The following is a 22,469-nucleotide window of genomic DNA, read 5'->3' as shown; positions in this document are numbered from 1 at the left end:
AGAAGATTTACTGCAAAGCTAATAAAACTATGTTATTAATGAGTATTCATTCGAATATTCAAAAAGGCTGAGCAAAGATGTATCTCTGGCGCCTGCTAAAACCTGAAACACGTAACGCTTTCGCTAACATGGCAGTTGACGAGGCTATATTGCGAGCGAGAATTGAAGAAAAAGTACCCAACACTTTACGGTTTTTCCGTTGGCATCCCTCAGCTGTGTCTATCGGGCGTTTCCAAAACATTTTCAACGAGGTTAACTTGGGAAACTGCCGAATCCACGGCTTAGATGTGGTTAGGCGTATATCTGGCGGAGGCGCGGTTTATCATGACTCGGAAGACGAAATCACTTATAATGTTGTCGTGAAACAGGAGGATTTAGGAACAGATGACGTTGCAGAGGCTTACAGGTACATTTGCAACGGGCTGATTGAAGCTGCTCACATTCTCGGTGTAGACGCCGAATACAACAAGGGCAAAATTAGACAGTGCCCTAACGTGACCGTTAAAGAGCGAAAGTTTTCAGGAAGCGCTCAGGCTCACAAGAGAGGCGTAATTCTTCAACACGGCACACTTTTGATGAATGTTGACTTGGAGAAAATGTTCACATTCCTCAAAGTTCCTTGGAAAACCCCTTCTGTAGACCTGATAAGCATCGCTGCGAGAAAGATTACGTCGATCGCAGATGAGTTAGACACCTGTGTATCAATTGATCGAGCTTATGAAGCCTTGACTGTAGGATTTGAGAAAGCTCTTGGCATCCAATTTGTAGAAGAAAGCTTAACGAGTTATGAGTTAAATCTTGCGCAAAGGCTGAAAGAACAAAAATTTGCGACTCGCGAATGGAATTTTGAAGGCAAAGCCAGCCTTTAAGCCCCAAACCAGTCAGTTAGCTTCATGTCTTTTTCCAATTTTACATCCATTGATTCGAAGGTTTGTTCAAGAGCGGTTGTTAAGTTACGAACGTAATCCTCCACATTAATCTCAGCCAAACTCTTCACATGACTAACTGGTTTCACCGTGAAGGTTCTGCCTTTGTAGTTGAAGGGCTTAACCTTTATGAAATGAACAATGTCTCGGCGACCCAGCTTTTCGCCAGCGTCAATCTGCTGCAAAGCGCACTGATAAGGCTGAGGCATAATCTTTGTTTTGCCTACTCTTTCATTTGGATCATAATAAAGTTGCACCGAATAAACAAGGTCTTCAAGGTTCACCTCATGTTCCCGCAGTTTCTTTATACCCTCATGAACAACAGCAACAATTTCCTTTTTAGCTAAAACATACTGTTCCATGTTTCTCACGTAGCTAAGCACTTTGACGCAGTCGCGGAAAATCTGTTGAATGAACTTTGGTGCGTTAGATTTTATTGCTGTTAAGCCTTTCAAGTCTGGAGTGCCGTCTTTTGTTATGCCGAAATATGCTTTTTTGGCCTTTGGCAATACGCAGATTGCGTATTGTTTTTCTATGGCTAGATCGAGGTTCAATTGTTTCTTGATAGTGTCGATTAGGGTTTGCACTTGCGATGGTTTGGGGTTGTCTAAGAAAACGGAGTCGGTGTCGCCATAGGTTGGGTGCATTCCGTTCTCTTTTGCGATTTTCCACGTGGTCTGCAGTGCCCACCGACCGTAGCCAGTCATAGATTCTGCGAGGGGTGGGCATGCAACTCCGTGGATGCGGACGGTTACGCCGTAGCTGGAAACGCTTATCAGCTTGAGTAGTTTTGATGCTGCTTTTGCCAAGTGTCTTTCTTCCTCGGAGAGAGAAGCATTGTTAGATAGAGGTTTAAACCAGCGGATTCTTAGGTCTTTCAGTGCCCCTATTAGTAGGGAGTAGAAGCCTTTTCGTTTCGTGCAAATGTGATGTTCTATTTCAGAAATCTTGTTGGTTTTGCATTCTTCGTGCGGGCAGTCTACTGTTTCGTAGGAGAGGTTGTAACTGTCTATGCAGCTTGGATAGAGGCTTTCGAAGTCGCAGACAACCGTGTTGAAGTATACTCCTGCTTCTGGCTCGATTGTGAGGGCGCCTGGAACCCTGTGGGTTTTTTGTCCTCTTCGCAGCTCTGTTGATGTTGGAATGAGGATGTTGTTTTTGTTCAGATAAGTGTAGATCATGGATTTTATCCAGTCGCTCACTCTTCGACTAGCGTGGGCTTCTGGAACAGGGATGTTAGCTATTCTCGCAAGCAAAAAGGCGAGATAGATTTGTTCTGTAGCATTTTCCTGTTTTTCTTTGCCGCCCAACAAGTCTAGGTCAATTTCTGGGACTGGCTGATGGCAAAGGTTGAACCATTCTTTGATCTGCGCGTATTTTTGCGGGGTTGTCTTCCTCTCTTGAGCAAAAGCTTTGTCAAATTGTTGTTTCAAGCCTTGCGGCGCATCTTTAACAGCTACAAAGTTGCTGCCGTGTTGAGTGTAAGGGGCGCCAAAAACTAAGCCGTTATCGTAAATGTAGCTTCGGCCGTACTCGATTTCGCTTTTCCAGACATTCCTAAACTGTCCTTGTATTTTTTTAAGGAATGACGGAGTCCAAGCTTTGACTTTTGCAAGCTGCACCACTTCATCAGTGAATAGGTTTCGTTTTTTAACAAGTTCCACTTCGCCCTGAACGCTTGCTACTGCTTCTTCTTCGTCTTTTGACAGAGGATGGGTCGTCAAGAAGTAGGGTTTATACTGGCTGGTTGTGAAACTTTGGATTTCTTTGCTAGAAGAGTCGTAAAACTCAAGCTTAATTTCACGATTTGCATCCGTGAAGCTTACGTTCCATAGGAATAGCATCTTGCTTCTAATAGATGTCTAAGGATGCTCTCAGTAAAAACTCTTATGAAGAAAAACTTCTGCGGCTATTGAAACGATGGGGTCACTATTATATTTCCAGGGGAACTTTCAATCTAACTCTTTATGGTCTTATGTTCACCTTTTAAGAAATCTTTCTTCGTTTCGTCTCATTATTTGTGCGTACTCGTCTTCTAGGTTCATTTTTAGAGCCATTGAGCCTTGCATGACGAAAACGAAAATGTCGACGAGCTCCTTCTTTAAGGTAGCAACGTCAAGAGGTTGTTTGTCTCTTAGAAACTTTTTCCTAACCCTAGAAATCTCCCCTAACTCGTCAACCATTACAAGAGTAAAGTGTTCCATGAAAGCCACGATTTCTTCTGGAGTTTCGCACTTTTCGAAGCTATTCCAGTCCACCTGTCTATCAAAACTTTTTTGAATTTCGAAAATTTGTTTAAGTTCCAAATCTAACTTCTCACACGCTGAAAAGTCGTTTAAGAGGGCATAAAAAATTTCTGCGCAAGTCTTTTAAGTGAACCTGCAACAAAAATGTTTACTAGAAGGAGCCATTTTAGATGAAGAAAAAGCTGATGGATATTCTGGCTTGCCCCATCGACAAATACTACCCCCTTGAGCTTCACGTTTTTGAGGAGAAAGAAGAAATCGTTGAAGGATTAATCATCTGTCCAAAATGTCTGCGTTGGTATCCCATTCGCGATGAGATTCCTGAAATGTTGCCAGACGAACTTCGCGACGAAAAAGACGAACTCCCCTTCTTGAAGAAGTGGAAAGGCAAAATTCCCAAGAAAATCGTTTCTGAAGGCAAACCGTTTAACTTGGAAGCAAAAGCCAAAAAGAAAGGCTAAGTCACGTTTTGTCAAACTTCAGCTTTATGGCACTGCCTTTTTCAGAAGATTTTATGGCTGCTTCAGCGATCACTAAAGCCTTTAACCCATCGACACCCGTGACCTCTGGTTCCTCATTTCTAAGTATGCTTTTCGCAAAGTGTTGCAACTCCAACTTTAACGGTTCTCTCCACTCGTACCGCGGCTTCAACGTTTTCTCTGAAGTTTCCACAGTTATCTCTTGCTTCAGATAATCCAGCGACATAATAGCACCGCTACCCGTAAGCGTTAAATTCCTAATCTTATCGGGTGTTAGCCAGTTTGCTTCAATAAAAGCCGTTTTCCCACGCTTAAAAGTAAGCATTATTTGGGCATAGTCTTCAAATTTTGTGTGCTTCAGATTTCCAACTCTTGCGTAAACCGTTGTTGGGTCATCTTCAAAGATCTTTCGCATAACATCTATCTCGTGGATTGCGTAGTCTTTTACAACTCCTACGTCACCGATTCTTTCAGGCCATTGTGAAACCCGTTTTGCGGTAGCTGAGACGAGCTCGCCGATTTCCCCTTTTTTCAATATGTCTTTAGCTCGCTGGACGCCTGGATTGAATCTCTCTATGAACCCCACCATCAAATGCATGTTCTCTTGTTTTGCGAAATCCACGATTTTCCTTGCTTCTCTGATTGTGCTGGCTAACGGCTTTTCAACCAGCGCATTTTTTCCAGCTTTTAACGCTCTCATGGCTTCAACCGCGTGGGTTGTCGTCCACGTGCAGATGCTAACTGCTTCAATATCTTTTCGTTTCAGCAATTTTCGACTGTCACTGTACGCTTCGACACCATCGTATTGTCCGGCAATGGTTTTCGCTCTTTCTATGTTTACGTCGCAAACCGCCACAAGTTCTGTCTCCGAGAGTTCACTGAATACTCTCACGTGGTTTTTACCCCAGAACCCAACGCCTATAACTGCCACACCAAGCTTACTCATTTTGTCCAAACTCCCCTGCCTAAGCCACGATATACAAACCCATATTCCTCTGCCTTAACTGGGTCTATTACGTGACCAAGGTCTACTATTGCAGGCGACTTTTTCGCCAAGAACTTAATTTTTTTCAAGTTCAATCGTTCGAATTTCGAATGCCCTGCTAGAACAATTATGCAGTCCGTTCCTTCAACTGCCTTTGACAATTTTTCTCCTTTAAAGCCAAGCTCTGTCAACTCTTTCTGGGAAAAGAATGGGTCGTAAACCTGTACTGTCCTCACCTTCTTTTTTAGAAGATTAATAATGTTCTTAATCAAAGCTCTAGGCCGTTCTTTTACGTTTGGGCGTCGAGAAATCCCTAAAACCGAAACTTTTGCTCTCCTCACCGTCTTACCACAAACCTTCAGCGCATCCTTAACCAAGCGAAACGCGTAATCCACAACTTCGTCATTTATCTTTCCAGCTAAAAGCATCAAACGAGGGTTCAAGTTTACGTTTTCAGCCTCTTCTAGAAGCAGATAAAAATCTCTTCGAACCGCACCATCTGTTATGCCGGGCAATGGCAAATAAAATGCAGCGTCTTTGTTGGCAACTTTCAAGATTTCAAGAAAGTCTATTTTAAGTTTTTCACAGAGGAAGGCAAGTTCATTTGCCAAAGCTAGATTGGTCTCGCTGTACACGTTTTGGAAAAGATTTACTGCTTCAGCGGTTTTTATACTGCTGACTTTCAGAATCTCCGACTTAGAAATTCTGTTTAACACTAGGCTTGCTGTTCTTAGGCTTGGTTCATCAATGGCGCCCACGACTCTTAAGGAGTTAGAAAGTTTGCTCAATCTTTTCTGCGAGTTTGCTTTAATGGGACTAGACGCTAAACTAAAATCTAAGCCAGCCTTTAGCCCAGATGTTTTTTCGAAAATCTCACACATAGAGCCTTCGACAGTCCCGGGCCCTGTTGCGCTGACAAAAAGAACTAGAGAGCCTTTTTTTAGGCCTATACCTACCTCTTTACACGTCTTTTCTAAAAGTGAATAGTCTGGTTTTTTCTTTCCGTCAACTGCTATTTGGGTAGCGATAACGATGATGTCGCTTTCAGATGCTGCTTTTCTAGCATCCGAAGATGCTGTGAAGACGCCTTCTTTCATATATTTTTCTAACGTTCGATAGGTTCTCTCTTTAAAAAAAGGAGATTGCCCCTTCTTTAGCGATTTAAGTATGTGCGGATTTGCGTTTACACCTACTACTTTGAATCCCGCGTCTGCAAAAAGACAAGCATGAGGAATACCAATATTGCCACATTCAATAATGCTGACTGTGTAGTTTCTGCATTTTTCGAAGCTGTCGATGTCTTCTTCTTGAACGTTCATTACGCTGGGCATTTTTTTCACTTATACGAGGTATTTATCTGTGCAGTAACGTTTGTAGGTCTGAAGTCTTATCTGAATTTTAGGGGTTTATGATTTGTTGCAGTTTTCGCTTATATTCTTTAACTAGTTTGGACGCTTTTTGTCTTTTTTCTGCTTCGGCGTAAAATCGGTATACGGGTTCGGTTCCGCTTGGTCTTATAAGAATAGAGCTTTTGTCTGGAAACCACAATTTTACGCCATCAATTGTTTCAGGGTTCAAGTGCTTGACCTTTACAACCAGTTTTTTCAGCACCAGCGTTTTCTGTTCATTTGGACATTCCATCCTGTCTTTTTCAAGATGGTAACGGGGTAATTCGTTCAGTAATTGGGAAAGTTTTCTGCCAGTCTTCGCCATTATGTTCAAGATTAGCGCAGTGGTCATTGCAGCGTCTCGCACTGGTTGATGAGGACCATAAAATACGCCTCCGTTTTCTTCTCCTCCAAGCTTTGCTTTCAGCTTCTTCATAGTGTATGAAACGATGGTGCTGCCGACTTTGACCCAAACCAGCTTGCCACCATATTTTTCTGCAACATCCTTGACCACCTGTGAAGAGCTTACCGGTGTAACAATTGTTTCTCCGCGGTTTGTTTGTAGGAAGTCTTTTTCTATGAGGGCGAAGGTGCGGTCTCCCCATTGTATTTCCCCTTTTTCGTCTACGAAGATGGAGCGGTCTGCGTCGCCGTCGAAAGCTACTCCGAAGTCCGCTCCAACTGCCTTCACTGTTATTGCAAGGTCTTGTAGGTTTTCAGGTATGGGTTCTGGTGGTCTATTGGGGAATGCTCCGTCGATGTTTGCGTTTATTGTGGTGACCCGGCATCCTAGTTCTCTAAGCAGGTATGGAGTTACTAAGCCGCCTACGCCATTGGCAGCGTCCACCACAACATGGTAATGCTTTTTCCCTATAGTAGCTGCATCAGCATGCTTTTTTACAGCTTCCTTGTATTCGTCCAAGACTCTAAGTAAAACGTGTCTCTGCCCAACTCTACGCCAGTTAACATGATTCACCTTGTTTTCAAAGAACAGACTTTCGATTTTAACCTCTTGCTGTCTTGAGATTTCTACGCCGTCTTCCGCCATCACCTTTATTCCATTATATTCTGGTGGATTGTGGGAGGCGGTAATCATGACACCGCCCCTAATCTGGTGATTTTTAACTGCATATTGAATGCAGGGCGTGGGGGCCATTCCGGCGTCATAGACGTCACATCCTGTTGAAATCAGCCCACTTGTGACAGCGTTTGCGAGCATGATGTTGCTGATTCTGCCGTCGTATCCTAAGAGGATTTTGCCTTGTTTGAAGAAGGTGCCTATGGCTTCCGCAATTTTTATTGCAAACTCGGGCGTTAACTCTTTGTTAACTACTCCGCGGATGCCGTTTGTTCCGAACAGTCGTCTTGGCTTTTCCATTTCTATTCTTCTCTTTTACATTACGCATCTAGGTGTAAGTATGTTTTCGGAGATTTCTTTCGAGGGGCAGATCTTGACGTCGTGAGTGAGGGTTATATTGTCTCGAATTACGGTGTTGTCCCCTATTAAGCATCCTTTTCCAATTTTCACCTTTCTTCCAACAATGACAGATTCACCTATTATTACTCCCTCGATAGTTGTAAGGTCTGAGATTATAGTGTGAGGGAAAATTATCGAATCTTTTATGTGAACTTCTTTTCCTACAGAAACCTTTTTTCCAAGAGAGACGTTTGGGCCTATAATTGATTTTTCACCAATAGAAACGCCTTCTCCAATTGCCACTGCTTCCTTGATTTCTGTTTTCTTTCCCTTTTTCGCTTTCGCAGAATTGCTGCTCGTTTCCATTCCTGCTTCAAGCCAAAGCCTGTTGGCTTTAATGTAGTCTGCTGGCTTTCCGACGTCAACCCACAAGCCTTTAATCTCGTGACCGAAAAGCTCTCCCTCCTTCGCAAGCTTTGGAAATATTTCCCGCTCTATGGAGCATCGTTTACCTACGGGAATATAATTTAAGATGCTTGGCTCTAGGACATAGATGCCCGCGTTTGCTAGGTTGCTTGGCGCTTTCTTGGACGGTTTTTCTACAAATCTTGTAATTCGATTCTTCTTTGTTAGTTTTACTACTCCGTAATGGCTTGGGTCTTCAACTCTGCGGAGTGCTATGGTTGCTATACCGTTGTTTTTTTTGTGTTCTTTCATGATTTCTGAGTAATTAGAATCAGTTAGGATGTCGCCGTTCAACACGAAGAAAGGCGCTTTTCTTCCCAGTAGCTTTTCAGCCTGTTTTATGGGTCCTCCGGTTCCTAATGCCCCTTGAGACAGGTGGGCGGTTTTAGGTTTTGTTGGGGCGTCTCTGGAGTAGTGGAGCTTTATTCCATGTTTTGACTTTCCGCAGGCCCGTTCAAGGGCATCTGCCATAAAGTTGACAGCTAGTACTGCTTCATTTACGCCGTTTTCTGCTAGTCTTTCAAGCGTTATGTCGAGGAGTGGTTTGTTGGCTATTGGAAAGAGGAGTTTTGGTCTTGTGCAGCTTAGGGGACGTAGTCTTGTTCCGAAGCCCCCTGCCAAGATTAAAGCTTTCAATGTTCTCTTCGTTCTCCGAATAGAGATTTAGATTCTGTAATACTTAACTAAAAACTTTGTCAAAACATTAGACTCATCAACATACTTAATCCGTTGCTTTTAATTCCGTTCCTTTACATGTGCCAGTTGACTCCTAGAATCAGTTAACTCTCACGTCTTAGGTAAAGAAAAGGTTGAAGGTTAATCGTCAAAGCTCTTTCACGAGAATTCATGTATACTAGTCTGTTGCTATGAGCCTTCTTAGGGCATAAGGACAGCACAGAACCTCGGTTTCAACTGTTTCCAAGTATTCCAACAGCTTAGATTTCAGTAGTTCTAGAGCTTGTTTGTTTTGTTGTATTTGTTTTACATGGAAATCTTCGATTTCGAAGATTTTGTCCTGTGGGTGCAGTATCATAGCTGCGATGATTTGTTTGTTGTCGGGTTCAACTACGTAGCAATGTTGAGGCACGATTTCTAGATGATCTAACGTGTGTTGTCTGGCTTCTATGTAACCTTTCTCTTGGTCAGTAACATGGTCTAGAGCCACCATCTCCGCAACCTCATCTACGTCTTTTACTTGCATATTACGAATTCTCATCGTTCAATATCACCCCCTAAAGAAACTATTTAAAAATCTCTCTCAAGGAAATGCTCTATGCAGTGAGCCTAAAAAGCCCAAGCAAACTTCATTACATTGACTGTAAGGATTTCATTCAAATCGCCCCCAACAGGACGACGCAAAATTAATAGTTAAAACCACTATATAAAAACTCAGACAAACATCTTAGCTTACCTAATGAATGACTTTGTTCGTTAATCTCCTTTGTATTCCGGAATAATCTCTTTAATGCTCTGTTCCTCTTCCTTCAATTCTTCATCCAGTTCTCTCCAGAACTTAGCTGCCTTTGCAAAGCCTTCTTCACCGAGTTTTCGCCCAGTCTCTGTGTAGAAATTCTTTCGTGGACCTTTTCTCCCGCTGCCTATTTTCATCATCTTTTTTATTGTAAATTTCTCTTCGGCTATGAAGTAATGGAACACCCGAGCAACTCCAACGTTTCTACACGCACAAGAGAGTACATTCACATCATAAACTACGTTGGCTTCAAGAGTTTTTGGTTCCTCTAATCCTCTTTGTCCATGAGAACGTATGCAATGTATTATCTCTTCAGTTCCTCTTTTCGTGAAACCAGAGTTTTTGAGATATTTTGTCGCAACTTCTACACCCGAGGCATGGTGATCTTTTCCCTTCGCAGAATAGAGTCTACCGATGTCATGTAGTAACACGCTTGCTAGAACAACTTTCATGTTGGCTCCTTCTGTTTCACCTATGATTACACCTCTGGCGAGATCACGAAGTATGTGGTTCCAGTTATGATGCACAAGTCCTCTATTGGAGAAGTCGTTTCTCACAATTTCATATAACGCTTTCAATTCAGCAAACTTTGACAGATAATCGTTAAGCCTCATTTCTTCACTACTCCTGTTGTGAGGTGAACTGGCAGATTAGGTTTTTTATTCCCATTCTATCGTTGCGGGTGGCTTGTGGGTAACGTCATAGACCACTCTGGTCACTTTAGGTATCTCATTCGTTATCCTAGAGGAAATCCTTTCAAGAACCTCGTGTGGAATCTTTGCAAAACTAGCGGTCATGGCTTCTCTACTTTCAACAATCCGCACCGCCACCATGCAGCCATACGCTCTAGAATCTCCTTTAACCCCCGTGCTTTTGGTATCTACAAAAACCGCAAAATACTGCCACAACTCATCCGCTAAACCAGCATCTTCAATTTCTTCGGTAACTATCCTGTCCGCCTTTCTTACAATGTTCAGCTTGTCTTCTGTGACCTCGCCTATTATTCTCACAGCCAAGCCAGGTCCTGGAAAAGGTTGCCTCTTAACAATTTCATCTAGCAATCCCAACTTTCTGGCAACTTTCCGCACCTCATCTTTATATAAATCTCTTAAGGGCTCGACAACTGTTTTGAACTCCATTTTCGTCGGCAACCCTGCAACGTTGTGATGAGTCTTTATCTTGTCTGAGAATTTCCGAAACCCTGATTCAATTCTGTCTGGGTAGATTGTTCCCTGCAAAAGGTACTCTGCGTCAACCTTTCTCGCTTCTTCCTCGAAAACGCGAACAAACTCTTCGCCAATAATCCTACGTTTCTGCTCCGGGTCGATTACGCCTTGGAGTTTTTGTAAAAATCTCTGTCGAGCATCAACGGCTATAAAGTGTATATCAAATTTTTGGAACGTGGTCTTGACAAATTCTGGTTCGTTTTCACGCATAAAACCATGATCTACGAATACGGCTGTCAAGTTTTTGCCTATGGCTTTGGCGGCTAGAGCTGTTGCGGTGCTAGAGTCTATGCCACCACTTAACGCCACTATTACTCTACTATCGCCTATCAATTTTCTTGTCTCGTCTATAGCTTTTCCTATAAAGTCTTCCATTGTCCAGTTTGGCTGGCACTGACATACTTCAAAGAGAAAGTTCTTCAGCATTTTCTCTCCGTTTTCTGTGTGAACTACCTCAGGGTGCCACTGCAACCCGTAAATGGGGCTTTTCTTGTGGCGGAAGGCAGCAACTGGGCAGTTCTCGGTATGAGCTAAGGGTTCATATTCGTTTGGGAGACCATAAACCGTGTCGCTGTGGCTCATCCAAACCTTTTCTTGATTGCTTAAACCTTTCAACATGCCGACAGGTTTGTCTATTGTTGCGTAGGCGATGCCGAATTCTCTTTTCTCTGCAGGCTTGACTGATCCTCCTGTGATGTGGGCTATTAGTTGATGCCCATAGCACAGTGCCAAAACTGGCAGATTCAAATCGAGGATTTTTGGGTCAATTTTGAGGGCATGCGGTTCAAAAACGCTCTGGGGACCGCCAGATAAGACAAGACCTTTAGCGTTGACTTTTTTTTGCCAATTTTCTATTTCAGCAGGCGAGATATCGGGGGAAACTATTTCTGAGTAAACATTGTTTTCTCTTATTCGTCTTGCTATTAAGTGGCAGTATTGACCGCCGAAGTCTAAGACTAAGACTGTGTCAACTCTCATGTCAATTCCTATCTTGATTATTTATGGTAGTGAGGAAAGGCTTAGTTACTTTACTGTTACGGTTTTATGCGAAAAGGTATTTTTCAATCTCCCATGGTGTAATTTCTGCAGTTTCTTCTGACATGTGGTTTTCGTATTCTTTCCATTCTCTCAACTTCAGCTCAGCGTAGGTTTGCGCGTTTTCTTTCCCCAAGGCTTGCATGCATATGTCATCGCTTTCCCATGTCTCTAATGCCTCCTTTAATGAGGCGGGTAGTTTTTCTATACCCAGTTTTTTGCGTTCAGCTTCTGTTAAATGATATGTGTTTGCTTCAACAGGGTCGCCTGGGTCAATTTTCCGCTTTACTCCGTCCATCCCGGCTTTAAACAAGACTAGGTAAGCTAGATAAGGGTTACAAAGTGGGTCTGGACACCTGAACTCTATTCGCACTTCGTTTTCTTTACTTTGAAAGTCTTCTGGTATACGGACGAGTGCAGAACGATTGCTTCTGCTCCAAGCCAGATATACAGGTGCTTCGTATCCTGGCAACAATCGTTTATAGCTGTTAACAGTTGGTGCAACGATTGCAGCTAACGCCTCTGCATGGGTTAGTAGTCCACCTGTGAAGTATCTACACATTTGGCTGGTTTTTGCATAGCCATCCTCATCATAGAACAAGTTTTTGTTCTTGCTGAACAAGCTAAGATGAACATGCATGCCGTTGCCAGCCTTACCTATCCAAGGTTTTGGCATGTATGTCGCTGTCCAACCATATTTTTTGTGGGCGATAGCTTTTGACACATATTTGTGTTTCAAGATGTTGTCTGCGGTGGCAACTGGGCCTGCGTATTTGAAAGTTATTTCGTTTTGGGCCGAGCCAACCTCATGCTGCTGTCGCTCAACCTTAAGTCCCATTTCTGATAGTGCATCACAGAGGTCCATGCGGTATTGCTCTGTTAAATCTCGGCCGGGGAGAATGTCGAAGTAGCGTGGGTTTTCCTTAATGTGGTTTTCAACGGGTTCTACGATGCCGTCATGGGTCTTAACTAGATAGAATTCAAGCTCTGCTGCTGCAGTTGGAGTGTAGCCTTTTTCTTGCAGTTTTTGAGCGTATTTTTGAAGCATATATCGAGAATCGCCAGTGTGCGGACTGCCGTTAGGCCATTTGATTTTGCATATTGTCGTGGCAACGTTGTGGTTGTATATGTAGTGTGGTAGCATGGCGAGGGTTGCTGGGTCTGGCTGCATTACCATGTCGCTTTTTTCTATAGAAGCAAATCCGTAGATGCTTGAGCCATCGAATCCGACACCGTTGGAAAGGGCGTTTTCTATTTCAGTAGCTGAAATTGTTCTTCCTCTGAAGTTTCCTTGTATATCTATGAAGTGGAGGATGACGTATTGCGTTTTGTGTTTTCTCAGATTTTCAACACACTCTTTCACATCTTCCTTGAAAGTCATAGAGTTCTGCTCCACCTGTTTAACAAAGCTTTTATTTCCTGCAAGAATTTAACCCTTTTCAGAGCTTTTCTATACAAATGTCTTATAAAGAACCTATTGCGTTGTGTATTTGTGGAAATTCTGAGAGGTGCACATGTGATGGATGAGACAGATGTCAGAATATTGGAGTTGTTGTTGGCGGATGCAAGACTTTCAAGTCGGCAAATTGCAAGGCGACTCGGCGTCTCTGTGGGGACAGTTCTGGGAAGAATAAAGAGAATGGAGAGGGGAGGAGTAATTAAGGGATATTCTGCGATTTTAGATCATGAGAAACTTGGTTATGAATTGACTGTTGTAACTGAGGTTGTAGTGGCAAAGGGTAAGCTTCTGGAGATGGAGAGAGAAATTGCTAAATGGCCTAACATTTGCTGTGTTTATGACGTAACCGGGCAAACTGATGCTTTCGTTATTGCCAAATTTTATAATCGAGAAGAATTGAGTGCTTTTACTAAACGTTTGCTTTCGTTGCCACTAGTTGAACGAACAAATACACATTTGGTCCTGACAACAGTAAAGGAAAACTTGAACATGATCTAAATCCTTCTGCGTGAGAGGTTTGCACGTTTATACAACCTCTCCGGCCTAGACTAGCCTATGCGTAAAACACGAACAGAACGTTTAAGGAACTCCAATAATTCGGTTGGCTCCTTTAAAAGAGCGATATGCATTTAAGGCTATAAAAGCGATATGTACAGACAAACATAATGGTGACGAAAAAATGAACCTTGGCACATGGGGAACAGTCATAATAGTTGCAGCCATAGCCTCAGTAGCCTCAGTTGGAAGCACCACCCTATACTATAACATGACAACAAGACAAACACTAGTCGTAGCCACAACCACCAGCCTCTTCGACACAGGACTACTGGACGAAGTGGAAATCCAATTCGAAGCAAAACACAACATCGACGTCTACTTCGTTTCAGTCGGAACAGGCATAGCCATCCAATTCGCCCAACGAGGAGACGCAGACATGATACTGGTACACTCACCTTCAAGCGAACTTACATTCCTCGAAGGCGGCTACGGCGTCAACAGAAAAATCATCGCATACAACTTCTTCGAAATAGTAGGTCCTGAAACAGACCCTGCTGGAATTAGTAGCCTACTCCCAATTGAAGCATTTTCAAAAATTGTTTCTGCTGGAAGAAACTCTGCAGCATTGTGGATTTCAAGAGGAGACAATTCCGGGACTCATTCAAAGGAAAAAGCTCTGTGGACGGAGGCTGGTTTTAACTGGACAGAAATAAGAGACGAAACAAGCTGGTTCATAGAAACTGGTTCTGGTATGGGAAACACTCTAAAAACAGCAAACCAAATGTACGCCTACACTTTTGCTGACATTGGAACATTCCTCGCGTACAGCAACGCTGACCCAAACTTAGTACCTAACCTTACTGAACTCGTAATTCAAGGGCAACAACTGCTTAACGTTTACAGTGCAATCGTTGTGAAACAAACATTTCATTCACAAGCAAACTTCGAAGGGGCAATCACGTTTTTAAAATACTTAACATCCGAAGAGGGACAACAACTAATCGAAGAATATGGGATAAACAAATATAGACAAAGCCTGTTCCATCCAGCAGTAAATCTCCTAAAAAACAACACAGATCCAACAATAGTACAGATGATCAAAGACTACGCCTTCTTTGATGATTCAGAGTGTCCGCCTAAATACAGAAATGGGCATCTTGAACTTTACAGCTGAAATTAACTGACTCCATGGGCTGACAAATCATGAGAAAGGCAGATGCTATTCCTATTCTGATTATAGTCTTTTTCTTAACTATCTTCTTAGTGCTCGTATTTTTGGTAGAAGAGTTTACTGAAGGTTTTGGAGAGGCCATTCGGCTTATAGCTTCAAGTGACCCTGAAATCCTTAGCATAACTTTACGGTCCATCTACATCTCAGGAACCGCTACCGTCTTGTCGATTTTGTGGTGTGTTCCAATAGGAGTTGCGCTGGGTCTTAGCAGCTTTGTGGGAAAACGTTTCATAAAAGGTCTGTTCAACGCGCTACTAGGAATACCTACAGTTGCTCTCGGCTTGATTCTGTATCTCCTGTTTTCAAGCTCTGGGCCTCTTGGCTCCCTGAATCTGTTCTTAAATCCTTTAGGAGTCTCCATAGGGCAAGCTATTCTGATTACCCCTATTATAATAAGTTTCATAACAAGCGCCGTAGAAGCGGTTGACCCTGACATAAAAGATTTAGCAAAGACGTTAGGTGCTTCGGAAACTGAAGCGTCCTTTATGGTTCTGAAAGAATCGACTTCGGGAGTTGTATTAGCTGTTGTAGCTGGTTTCAATAGAGCGATTGCCGAGTTAGGAGTTGTTTTAATGATTGGGCAAAACCTTCGTGGACGAACAAGAGTTTTAACTGCTACAATTGCCTTAGAAACTACGCGTGGAAACATTGCAGTGAGTATAGCACTGGCGATAATATTGCTCACTATTGTCTTGTCAATAAGCCTCCTTACAAATTTGGCACAGAGGCGGTTAAAATGAGTGTCTTAGCCGAATTGGAGCATATTTCGAAGAATTATGGAAAGATTAAAGCTCTTGATGACGTGACGTTGAAAGTTCGAAAAGGCGAAATATTCACTCTAGTTGGTCCTAATGGCTCTGGAAAAACTACTTTGCTAAAGATTCTTGCTTGCATCGAAAGACCTGATAGTGGAAATGTGTATATCCATGGCGAGAGAGTGGAAAGCAGGAACAGGGATAGAGTTAAGCTGAGCACTACTTTGGTTTTTCAGAGAACAACGTTGTTCAGTTCGTCTGTTTACGACAATGTTGCTTATGGTTTGAGGTTAAGGGAGATGCCTAAAGTGCAGATTGAAGAAGATGTAAGGAATGCGCTAGAGATGGTGAAACTTGAGGGCTACGAGAATCGACTGGCGAAGAAGCTTTCTGGAGGAGAACAGCAGAGGATTTCGTTGGCTAGGGCATTGGCGCTTAACACCCCTCTACTTCTCTTAGACGAGCCAACGGCAAATCTTGATCCGAGGAGTGTTTCTGTTATTGAAGAGGTCATCAGAATGGCTAATCGGCAAAGAGACACCACCATTTTGATAGCGACTCATAATGTTTTTCAGGCTGAGCGGACTGCTGGAAAGGCTGCCTTGCTTCTAGATGGTAGAATTGTTGAGATGGGTACCGTTGACGAATTACTTTGGGGAAGGTCAAGGAATTTGGCGAAGTTTTCTAGGCTTGAGAACATTTTTTCGGGTGTTTCGGAAGTTTCAGGTGAGGGTATTTCTTGTATAAGGTTGGATGGGGAAGTGGTAATTGAGAGTGCTTTGCAGGAGAGGGGTAGGGTTACTGTTTTTGTGAGGCCTGAGGATATTATTGTTTCGAGGGATAGGTTTGAGTCGAGTGCTAGGAATGTTTTTGTAGGACGGGTTGTGGGAGTGTCTGGGCGTGGTTCTTTGGTGAGGTTGAGGGTCGATGCTGGAGCGGAGTTTGTTGTGCAGGTTACTCGGCGGTCTTTTGTTGAGTTGGGGCTGAATGTGGGTTCGCGGGTTTTTCTTACTTTTAAGGCTTCTTCGGTGCAGCTAGTTTAATCGTTTGTGTTTGGCGGAGTGGGTAGACTATTCTGTTAGGCTTCAAATAGAGTTGTTTGTTTGTTTTGTTGTGTGGTAAGGTTTTTATATTAGTATTGTATCGTATGTCTTACGACGGTAGAGGTTGAAGGATAGGGGAAACGCATATGGTAGTAGAAGAAGAATTTCTTCTCAAAGCCTTCTCCTTTCTCCCTATTGAATTGGTTTTTCCATATGCGCCCTCCCCTTCCAACAAACGATGAAGCCGCCCCAACCCTACAGCAACACCCTAAACACCTAAAACAACTCCTACAACTCAAAAACCTAAGGGTCCACTACGCTAAGATCACCAACGGAAAAACAATCAGAGCAAAACGAAAAATCACTCATCTCGCTAACAGCTACGACGACATCATCTTCGCCCTAGCCTCAGCATTGTATACTATGCGGAACAAGCCAGACGGCGTTCTTCTATCTGTATACTAGTACAACATTTGCAAACGATACAGTTCTACTAGGCTTTGTATTCACAATACGAATAGTTGGGCATTCACTGGGATATTGTTTCTTGATGCACTACGTTTATCTACGATGCACACCATTAATACTTCTTGAAGACATTTGCGGGGGAGAAAACTGAGCCCAATGGTAAAAAAATCTCCTTCAAAAGACGAAGCCTTAGAAGCTTTGGACTTTATAATCAGCGTTCTTAGAGAGCATGAGAAAGACCTTGACCGCTTAATTGGCGAGCTTGGCAACATAACGTCGTCTGTGGGCAAAACTGGCGAAATGGCTGACAAGATTGAAAAGGTTGAAGATCGTCTCTCCACTCTTCAAACTGAGATTACTGGTTTGATAGATATTCTTTCTTCTCCCCGCCAACACCCTGCAGCAGCAGCAGCACTGCCAACCATACCTGCATCCCTCAAGGGTCCACCTGTAATTGTTCGATGTAAACAGTGGGACGATTTCAAAACTTTGGCAAAAGGCGCGGACACCGTGTCCTTCCTATTCAGAGAGACTGAGAAAGGCTTTCAAGCTGACGCTTTGAAGGATGGACGAGTCTTGACTTACAGTGGTGATTTGCCGAAAGATGCGAAGTTGCTGAAATTGTGGTTGGCTAGAGAGTTAGGAGTAGGGGAAGAGAAGATTTTCGAAGGCATACTAGCAATAGGATAAACCTGTACTAGCAAACTAACCTGTGACATGTGTTTGATAAGCATTCACGCATTTCAATTTCCTATAGCTTCAATATTCTTTAAATGTCGGACCCGAATTTCCATGTGCCGCTACTCTGGATGCCCATTTGAATCTGTTAATTACTTATCCTATCTCTATATCGGACAATAAAACAAAAATAAACGATAGTGAAGAAAGCCCTACATTATTTCAATATTGAATGTTGAAATTGCGCTGAGCCCTAATACATGGCGATATTTCCCGACTATCATAAAATGAATGTAACCCCTAAAACTGTGTCAGCTTACGACGGTGGAGTCGCAAGAACTGGTAGTGTTTGTGGGGCAATAAACGTTGCTATCATGGCGCTAAGTCAAAAATATGGAAGAGAAAATCCAAGACAACATTTTATACATACTCAACGCGCAGTGTTCGAATTTCTCAAAAAAATTGTTGACGAATTTGGTTCTATATATTATAGTCGAATTACAGAATGTTAGCTATCTGAACTAGAAGGAATAAGAAAATTCAGGGAGGGGAATGTTAAGGAGAATTCATGTACACCTCTTTTAAGAAAAGTCGTACAAACATTCTTGTGTATAATTAAAGATTGTAAACCTGTTTAGCAGTTTGTCTGGTAATTTTTAGTCACATGCGTCAACATTCTTTTGATTGCCAAAATTCCTTTGGGGAAACATTGACTTTTCCTGCCGATACGACGTTATACGGACAAATTTTTATGCATACCGAGCAGTCTGTACCGTTTTCGCACCAGAAAAGGTAACATTGCTCAACGTTGACATACCATTTCAATGCTCCCGGATTATTCGATTGGCATGCTGTTTCAAAGTTAGGTTCATCATCCACCGAAATTGCACCTGTCTCGCATTGTTCAGCGCATAACTTACATTTTCTGCAGAACTCTCTTACTCCAAACTCTACAGGTTTGTCTGGTTCCAGCGGAAGATCTGTGAAAACCTTGCAGAGTCTAACTCTCGGGCCGTATTGGGGCGTTATCAACAAGCCATTGCGACCCAGCTCCCCAAGTCCAGCATCAATCGCAAGTGGAATGCTTAAAGCAGTATCGTTCCCACATTGAATTGCTTCGTATCCCAGATTCCGAATAAACTCGCCCATGCACGCAAGTATGAAAGCCATTTTCGAATATCCCACTCCTGTAGTAGCTGCCGCGGGAACGGCAGGAGAAGTTGCAATTCCATCTGCGTCCATCTCAACTGCCATGACAATAACGTTTTCAAATTTTTTCGGAATGTCAATGTCAGCGTAGACCCAATCTCTGTTGAGTTTGCAAACCCCAACGAGCGAGGCGCCGAAAAGCTTTGCTGCCCGCTTGACATAACCACTCATTTTTTGCGGGTTAACAACCTCATGCTTTGTTTTTGTCCAGTCAATTCCAACAGTGTCCACAGGCGTTTTGTATGTTTTGATCTTGATCCGTGAAAATGCTCCTTCGAAAGAGTCATGCACTATCCAAGAGGCATAAGCCAAGGCAAAGTCTACCCGCGAGTAGCCAGATTTTCCTTGAGTAATTATATCAAGAACTTTTTCGTCGTACTCTTTCCTATAGCCTTCCCATGACGAGTCCCACATAACTCTCTCAAAAATTATGTTCTTCTGACTGAAACGTTGAAGTTTAGAGCAGTCAACAACGTAGGGGGGTCTTTCAACGGTTCGTACAGAAACTTTCGGGCTATTACTCTTCTGTTTTGAGGCTTTTGTGTCGAGCGAAGCCATAGCATGGTCCTCCAAGATAAGAGACTTGTTGATGTCGCTTATTACATCATAGTGTGCCTTTCTCGCTTTGAGCGCATCCCAACTGTTCACTATGTCCTGCATGAGCTCAGGTTGGATATTGTAGAATTTGTTTATCTTACCTTCTGGAAAGAAGATTCTCCGTCGCCAAGAAATCTTCGAACATACGAGTCTTCTCCTATTATACTAGACTTTACCGTGTTGCATGCGAAATATCTATATCTTTCTGTGGATTACGAAATGTCGTGTCAATTTCACATGAATCATTAATCTTGTCGAGGAAGAAACTATGGAAATTAGAGTGGCAATAGCAGGTGTAGGGAACTGTGCTTCAGCCCTCATTCAAGGCGTTGAATACTACAAAAACGCTAAAGAAGATACTAGAGTGCCTGGCTTGATGCATGTTAACTTCGGAGGCTACCACGTTCAGAGTATAAAGTTTGTAGCTGCTTTCGAGGTTAACAGGCAGAAGATTGGTAGAGACTTGGCTGATGCGATATGGGCTGAGCCAAATGTTTGTGCGAAATTCGCTGGCGTTCCACGGTTGGGGGTCAAGGTGTTGCCGGGGCCTACCCTTGATGGAGTAGCGCCTCACATGAAGATGCCTTTCTATGCTTATGATGATGCGAAAGTGGAGGCTTCTGACGTTGCGCAAGTTCTTACTGAGACTGGGGCGGATATATTAGTTAATTTTCTTCCGGTGGGGAGCCATGAGGCGACGCTGCGTTATGCTCAAGCTTGTCTTAAAGCTAAATGTGCTTTGGTTAATTGTATTCCGGAGTTTGTGGCTTCTGATGTGGCTTGGGCGGGGCGGTTTGAGGATGCGGGTTTGCCTGTTGCAGGTGATGATATTAAGAGCCAGTTGGGAGCTACGATTTTGCATCGGAGTTTGGTGAGGTTGTGTGTTGACCGTGGGATTAAGATTGAGGAGACTTATCAGCTTAACTTGGGTGGGAATACTGATTTTTTGAACATGACGGTTGAGGACAGGTTGAAGACGAAGCGGATTAGTAAAACTGAGGCGGTTACGAGTCTTGTGCCTTACGAAGTGCCGACGCGCATTGGGCCTTCTGATTATGTTCCTTTTCTCGAGGATAAGAAGATATGCTACTTGTATATTAAGGGGCGGAAGTTTGGTGATCAGCCGGTTACGGTGAGGGCAAAGTTGGAGGTTGAGGACTCGCCTAATAGTGCGGGAGTAAGCATAGACGTTATAAGAGCAGTGAAACTGGCGAAAGACAGAGGAATCGCAGGACCTCTGATTAGCATTTCATCGTATGCATTTAAGCATCCACCAGTGCAGGTTCCAGACAGTTTGGCAAGACAGTGGGTAGAAGACTTCATCAAAGGAAAGCGAGAACGATAGAGGTTTGCCATATCAGGAGAGGATGACATATAAGAAGAAAACTCCTGGTTTGAAGTTTGCTTATGATGGGACGCGTGTGAGGCTATAGAGCACGTAAAGTATTTATTTCTTTATGTGGATGCTATCGAGTCTTTAGGCTTTGGTTGATGCCCATTGTCGCTTCTTTCTGGGATTCGACAATATATTCAGCGTATGAGAATGCTTAGTCGTAACGCTAAGCTTTACCTAGTGGCAACTATCCTTCAAGGTTTAAGTTTTGGAATTTGGGGGGTCATATTTTACTTGTATCTTAACCTAAGCGAGGTGGGTTTTCAACCCGATTTTATAAGTAATATGTTCACTGTTGGAGCTATAGCCACTGGTTTTGTAGCGTTACCTGCGGGCTTGATTTGTGAACGTATAGGTCCTAAGAAAGCACTGCTTGTCGGTTTAACGGCTAACCTCATTAGCTTTGTCCAAATTGTTGCTCTACAGCCATCAATTCTTCTCTTCGCCAGCCTTGCTTCAGGTTTAATAGGTACTCTGGGATGGGTAGCCTCATCGCCTTTCATGATGGAGAACAGTAAGCAAGAGGAACGCACATATCTTTTCAGCATTAACTGGAGTTTAATGATAATTATGGGGGTCATAGGCAGCTACGTCGGAGGTATTCTACCAGATCTGTTCAACGGTTTACTGAACTTGAACACGGGCGCAGAAGGGGTAGCCGTTGGGTATCGCATCTCCTTAGTAATTTCGGTTGCTCTATCCCTAGCTGCCGTGGTTCCGATATTGCTGATAAAGGAGAGCAAAATGCTGCAAAGGCAAAATATAGGCGAACTCATGAGCCTTCGAAACATTCAAAGTCACTGGACAATACTCAAATTTATGATACCCACAGCTCTCATAGGCTTTGGAGCGGGGTTCATAGTGCCTCTTTTCACCTTATTCTTCAGTCTAAAATTTTCTGCCACAACAGAACAGATAGGCATAATCTCTGCCTTAAGCAATGTTACACTAGGCGTAGGCACCCTTGTTGCGCCAGCACTTTCAAGTAAATGGGGTAAAGTGAAAAGCATAGTCATATGTCAATACCTATCCATGCCTTTCATCATGCTTATAACTCTCTCACCAAACTTGGCCTTGGCTTCAACCGCCTACATAAGCCGTACCGCCTTAATGAACATGGCAGGACCTATAAACTCCACATTGCAGATGGAATCGGTAACAGAGGGAGAACGTGGCACAACAAACGGTTTGATGGTTATGGCGGACAATATTCCACGCGCGGTAACTGCTTCTATTTCGGGAGAAATGATGACAGGAAGCGACTTTTACACGCCCTTCCTCTTCACGACAGTTACCTATTTCATAGCAAGTTCGCTGTATTTCATATTCTTCAGAAAAGCGGAAGCGAAAATTGCCAGTACATAAGCTGAAGACACAACCTCAATATAATCAAATTATATGTGCAAAATGAAGAAGAAATTAGGAAAATAGGTGGAAACTAGTTTTCTTGACGGAGAAACTCTTCAAACAATTGCGCAGCCTTTTCAAGGGGCACTATTT

Annotated in this window: 22 protein-coding genes; 11 read left to right on the top strand and 11 right to left on the bottom strand. The window is 43.0% G+C overall.

Annotated elements, in window-relative coordinates; all coding sequences use genetic code 11:
• Nucleotides 1–77: 77 nt before the first annotated feature.
• Nucleotides 78–869 (top strand): lipoate--protein ligase family protein, encoded by a 792-nt coding sequence (locus OEX01_05700; protein MDH5448481.1) that lies wholly within the window; start codon nt 78–80, stop codon nt 867–869.
• Here the strand turns inward: OEX01_05700 and OEX01_05695 are convergent.
• Complete coding sequence (locus OEX01_05695; protein ID MDH5448480.1) at nt 866–2,770, bottom strand: hypothetical protein; 1,905 nt, start codon at nt 2,768–2,770, stop codon at nt 866–868. The two genes, OEX01_05700 and OEX01_05695, sit on opposite strands and share 4 nt — an antisense overlap.
• A gap of 135 nt (nt 2,771–2,905) precedes the next feature.
• Complete coding sequence (locus OEX01_05690) at nt 2,906–3,232, bottom strand: dUTP diphosphatase (protein ID MDH5448479.1); 327 nt, start codon at nt 3,230–3,232, stop codon at nt 2,906–2,908.
• A 110-nt stretch (nt 3,233–3,342) separates the two neighbouring features.
• Between OEX01_05690 and OEX01_05685 the strand changes: the two genes are divergently transcribed.
• Nucleotides 3,343–3,633, top strand: coding sequence for a Trm112 family protein (locus OEX01_05685; protein MDH5448478.1), 291 nt, complete (start codon nt 3,343–3,345; stop codon nt 3,631–3,633).
• Nucleotide 3,634: 1 nt separating this feature from the next.
• Here the strand turns inward: OEX01_05685 and OEX01_05680 are convergent, their stop codons facing one another.
• From OEX01_05680 to glnA, 8 genes are all read right to left on the bottom strand, one after another.
• The gene (locus tag OEX01_05680; protein ID MDH5448477.1) at nt 3,635–4,597 is read right to left on the bottom strand and encodes a Gfo/Idh/MocA family oxidoreductase; all 963 of its coding nucleotides are present in this window, start codon (nt 4,595–4,597) and stop codon (nt 3,635–3,637) included.
• Nucleotides 4,594–5,955, bottom strand: coding sequence for a nucleotide sugar dehydrogenase (locus tag OEX01_05675; protein MDH5448476.1), 1,362 nt, complete (start codon nt 5,953–5,955; stop codon nt 4,594–4,596). The genes OEX01_05680 and OEX01_05675 overlap by 4 nt, the downstream gene beginning before the upstream one ends.
• Nucleotides 5,956–6,034: 79 nt before the next feature.
• Nucleotides 6,035–7,402, bottom strand: a complete 1,368-nt coding sequence (gene glmM, locus OEX01_05670; protein MDH5448475.1) for a phosphoglucosamine mutase — start codon at nt 7,400–7,402, stop codon at nt 6,035–6,037.
• Between the two features lie 15 nt (nt 7,403–7,417).
• Nucleotides 7,418–8,542, bottom strand: coding sequence for an NDP-sugar synthase (locus tag OEX01_05665; protein ID MDH5448474.1), 1,125 nt, complete (start codon nt 8,540–8,542; stop codon nt 7,418–7,420).
• A 217-nt stretch (nt 8,543–8,759) separates the two neighbouring features.
• A complete protein-coding gene (locus OEX01_05660; protein ID MDH5448473.1) occupies nt 8,760–9,122 on the bottom strand; it encodes a hypothetical protein in 363 nt (120 codons plus the stop codon).
• 215 nt (nt 9,123–9,337) lie between these two features.
• Nucleotides 9,338–9,991 (bottom strand): HD domain-containing protein, encoded by a 654-nt coding sequence (locus OEX01_05655; protein ID MDH5448472.1) that lies wholly within the window; start codon nt 9,989–9,991, stop codon nt 9,338–9,340.
• A gap of 45 nt (nt 9,992–10,036) precedes the next feature.
• A complete protein-coding gene (guaA, locus tag OEX01_05650) occupies nt 10,037–11,587 on the bottom strand; it encodes a glutamine-hydrolyzing GMP synthase (protein MDH5448471.1) in 1,551 nt (516 codons plus the stop codon).
• 58 nt (nt 11,588–11,645) lie between these two features.
• Nucleotides 11,646–13,019, bottom strand: coding sequence for a type I glutamate--ammonia ligase (gene glnA / locus OEX01_05645; GenBank protein MDH5448470.1), 1,374 nt, complete (start codon nt 13,017–13,019; stop codon nt 11,646–11,648).
• A gap of 138 nt (nt 13,020–13,157) precedes the next feature.
• Between glnA and OEX01_05640 the strand changes: the two genes are divergently transcribed.
• The 7 genes from OEX01_05640 (at nt 13,158) to OEX01_05610 (ending at nt 18,282) form a co-directional block, all read left to right on the top strand.
• Entirely contained in the window at nt 13,158–13,595 is a 438-nt protein-coding gene (locus OEX01_05640; GenBank protein ID MDH5448469.1) for an Lrp/AsnC family transcriptional regulator, read from the top strand.
• 181 nt (nt 13,596–13,776) lie between these two features.
• Nucleotides 13,777–14,769 (top strand): substrate-binding domain-containing protein, encoded by a 993-nt coding sequence (locus tag OEX01_05635; protein MDH5448468.1) that lies wholly within the window; start codon nt 13,777–13,779, stop codon nt 14,767–14,769.
• 29 nt (nt 14,770–14,798) lie between these two features.
• A complete protein-coding gene (locus tag OEX01_05630; GenBank protein MDH5448467.1) occupies nt 14,799–15,566 on the top strand; it encodes an ABC transporter permease in 768 nt (255 codons plus the stop codon).
• A complete protein-coding gene (locus OEX01_05625) occupies nt 15,563–16,624 on the top strand; it encodes an ABC transporter ATP-binding protein (protein MDH5448466.1) in 1,062 nt (353 codons plus the stop codon). The genes OEX01_05630 and OEX01_05625 overlap by 4 nt, the downstream gene beginning before the upstream one ends.
• 213 nt (nt 16,625–16,837) lie before the next feature.
• A complete protein-coding gene (locus OEX01_05620) occupies nt 16,838–17,089 on the top strand; it encodes a hypothetical protein (GenBank protein MDH5448465.1) in 252 nt (83 codons plus the stop codon).
• Between the two features lie 159 nt (nt 17,090–17,248).
• On the top strand, nt 17,249–17,782 hold the full coding sequence (locus OEX01_05615; GenBank protein ID MDH5448464.1) for a hypothetical protein: 534 nt from the start codon (nt 17,249–17,251) through the stop codon (nt 17,780–17,782).
• Nucleotides 17,783–18,030: 248 nt separating this feature from the next.
• The gene (locus OEX01_05610) at nt 18,031–18,282 is read left to right on the top strand and encodes a C-GCAxxG-C-C family protein (GenBank protein MDH5448463.1); all 252 of its coding nucleotides are present in this window, start codon (nt 18,031–18,033) and stop codon (nt 18,280–18,282) included.
• 157 nt (nt 18,283–18,439) lie between these two features.
• Here OEX01_05610 and OEX01_05605 read toward each other — a convergent pair whose 3' ends face one another.
• Entirely contained in the window at nt 18,440–19,639 is a 1,200-nt protein-coding gene (locus tag OEX01_05605; protein MDH5448462.1) for a reductive dehalogenase, read from the bottom strand.
• A gap of 205 nt (nt 19,640–19,844) precedes the next feature.
• Here OEX01_05605 and OEX01_05600 point away from each other — a divergent pair, with 205 nt between their 5' ends.
• On the top strand, nt 19,845–20,921 hold the full coding sequence (locus tag OEX01_05600) for an inositol-3-phosphate synthase (protein MDH5448461.1): 1,077 nt from the start codon (nt 19,845–19,847) through the stop codon (nt 20,919–20,921).
• A gap of 192 nt (nt 20,922–21,113) precedes the next feature.
• Nucleotides 21,114–22,334 carry an MFS transporter gene (locus OEX01_05595; GenBank protein ID MDH5448460.1) on the top strand — a complete coding sequence of 407 codons (1,221 nt, stop codon included), beginning with the start codon at nt 21,114–21,116 and terminating at the stop codon, nt 22,332–22,334.
• Nucleotides 22,335–22,469: the final 135 nt, after the last annotated feature.

It is taken from the genome of Candidatus Bathyarchaeota archaeon (genome assembly GCA_029882535.1).
In the GTDB taxonomy this organism is placed as follows: Archaea; Thermoproteota; Bathyarchaeia; order Bathyarchaeales; family SOJC01; genus JAOUKM01.
This window is presented reverse-complemented; position numbering and strand designations above follow the sequence as displayed.

Coding starts and splice junctions, on each gene's coding strand:
- OEX01_05685 (MDH5448478.1), top strand. CDS start 3,343: ATGAAGAAAAAGCTGATGGATATTCTGGCTTGCCCCATCGACAAATAC.
- OEX01_05660 (MDH5448473.1), bottom strand. CDS start 9,122: ATGAGAATTCGTAATATGCAAGTAAAAGACGTAGATGAGGTTGCGGAG.
- OEX01_05600 (MDH5448461.1), top strand. CDS start 19,845: ATGGAAATTAGAGTGGCAATAGCAGGTGTAGGGAACTGTGCTTCAGCC.
- OEX01_05675 (MDH5448476.1), bottom strand. CDS start 5,955: ATGAACGTTCAAGAAGAAGACATCGACAGCTTCGAAAAATGCAGAAAC.
- glnA (MDH5448470.1), bottom strand. CDS start 13,019: ATGACTTTCAAGGAAGATGTGAAAGAGTGTGTTGAAAATCTGAGAAAA.
- OEX01_05615 (MDH5448464.1), top strand. CDS start 17,249: ATGGTAAAAAAATCTCCTTCAAAAGACGAAGCCTTAGAAGCTTTGGAC.
- OEX01_05655 (MDH5448472.1), bottom strand. CDS start 9,991: ATGAGGCTTAACGATTATCTGTCAAAGTTTGCTGAATTGAAAGCGTTA.
- OEX01_05605 (MDH5448462.1), bottom strand. CDS start 19,639: ATGCAGGACATAGTGAACAGTTGGGATGCGCTCAAAGCGAGAAAGGCA.
- OEX01_05595 (MDH5448460.1), top strand. CDS start 21,114: ATGAGAATGCTTAGTCGTAACGCTAAGCTTTACCTAGTGGCAACTATC.
- OEX01_05680 (MDH5448477.1), bottom strand. CDS start 4,597: ATGAGTAAGCTTGGTGTGGCAGTTATAGGCGTTGGGTTCTGGGGTAAA.
- OEX01_05635 (MDH5448468.1), top strand. CDS start 13,777: ATGAACCTTGGCACATGGGGAACAGTCATAATAGTTGCAGCCATAGCC.
- OEX01_05610 (MDH5448463.1), top strand. CDS start 18,031: ATGGCGATATTTCCCGACTATCATAAAATGAATGTAACCCCTAAAACT.
- OEX01_05625 (MDH5448466.1), top strand. CDS start 15,563: ATGAGTGTCTTAGCCGAATTGGAGCATATTTCGAAGAATTATGGAAAG.
- OEX01_05640 (MDH5448469.1), top strand. CDS start 13,158: ATGGATGAGACAGATGTCAGAATATTGGAGTTGTTGTTGGCGGATGCA.
- OEX01_05620 (MDH5448465.1), top strand. CDS start 16,838: ATGCGCCCTCCCCTTCCAACAAACGATGAAGCCGCCCCAACCCTACAG.
- OEX01_05700 (MDH5448481.1), top strand. CDS start 78: ATGTATCTCTGGCGCCTGCTAAAACCTGAAACACGTAACGCTTTCGCT.
- OEX01_05695 (MDH5448480.1), bottom strand. CDS start 2,770: ATGCTATTCCTATGGAACGTAAGCTTCACGGATGCAAATCGTGAAATT.
- OEX01_05630 (MDH5448467.1), top strand. CDS start 14,799: ATGAGAAAGGCAGATGCTATTCCTATTCTGATTATAGTCTTTTTCTTA.
- glmM (MDH5448475.1), bottom strand. CDS start 7,402: ATGGAAAAGCCAAGACGACTGTTCGGAACAAACGGCATCCGCGGAGTA.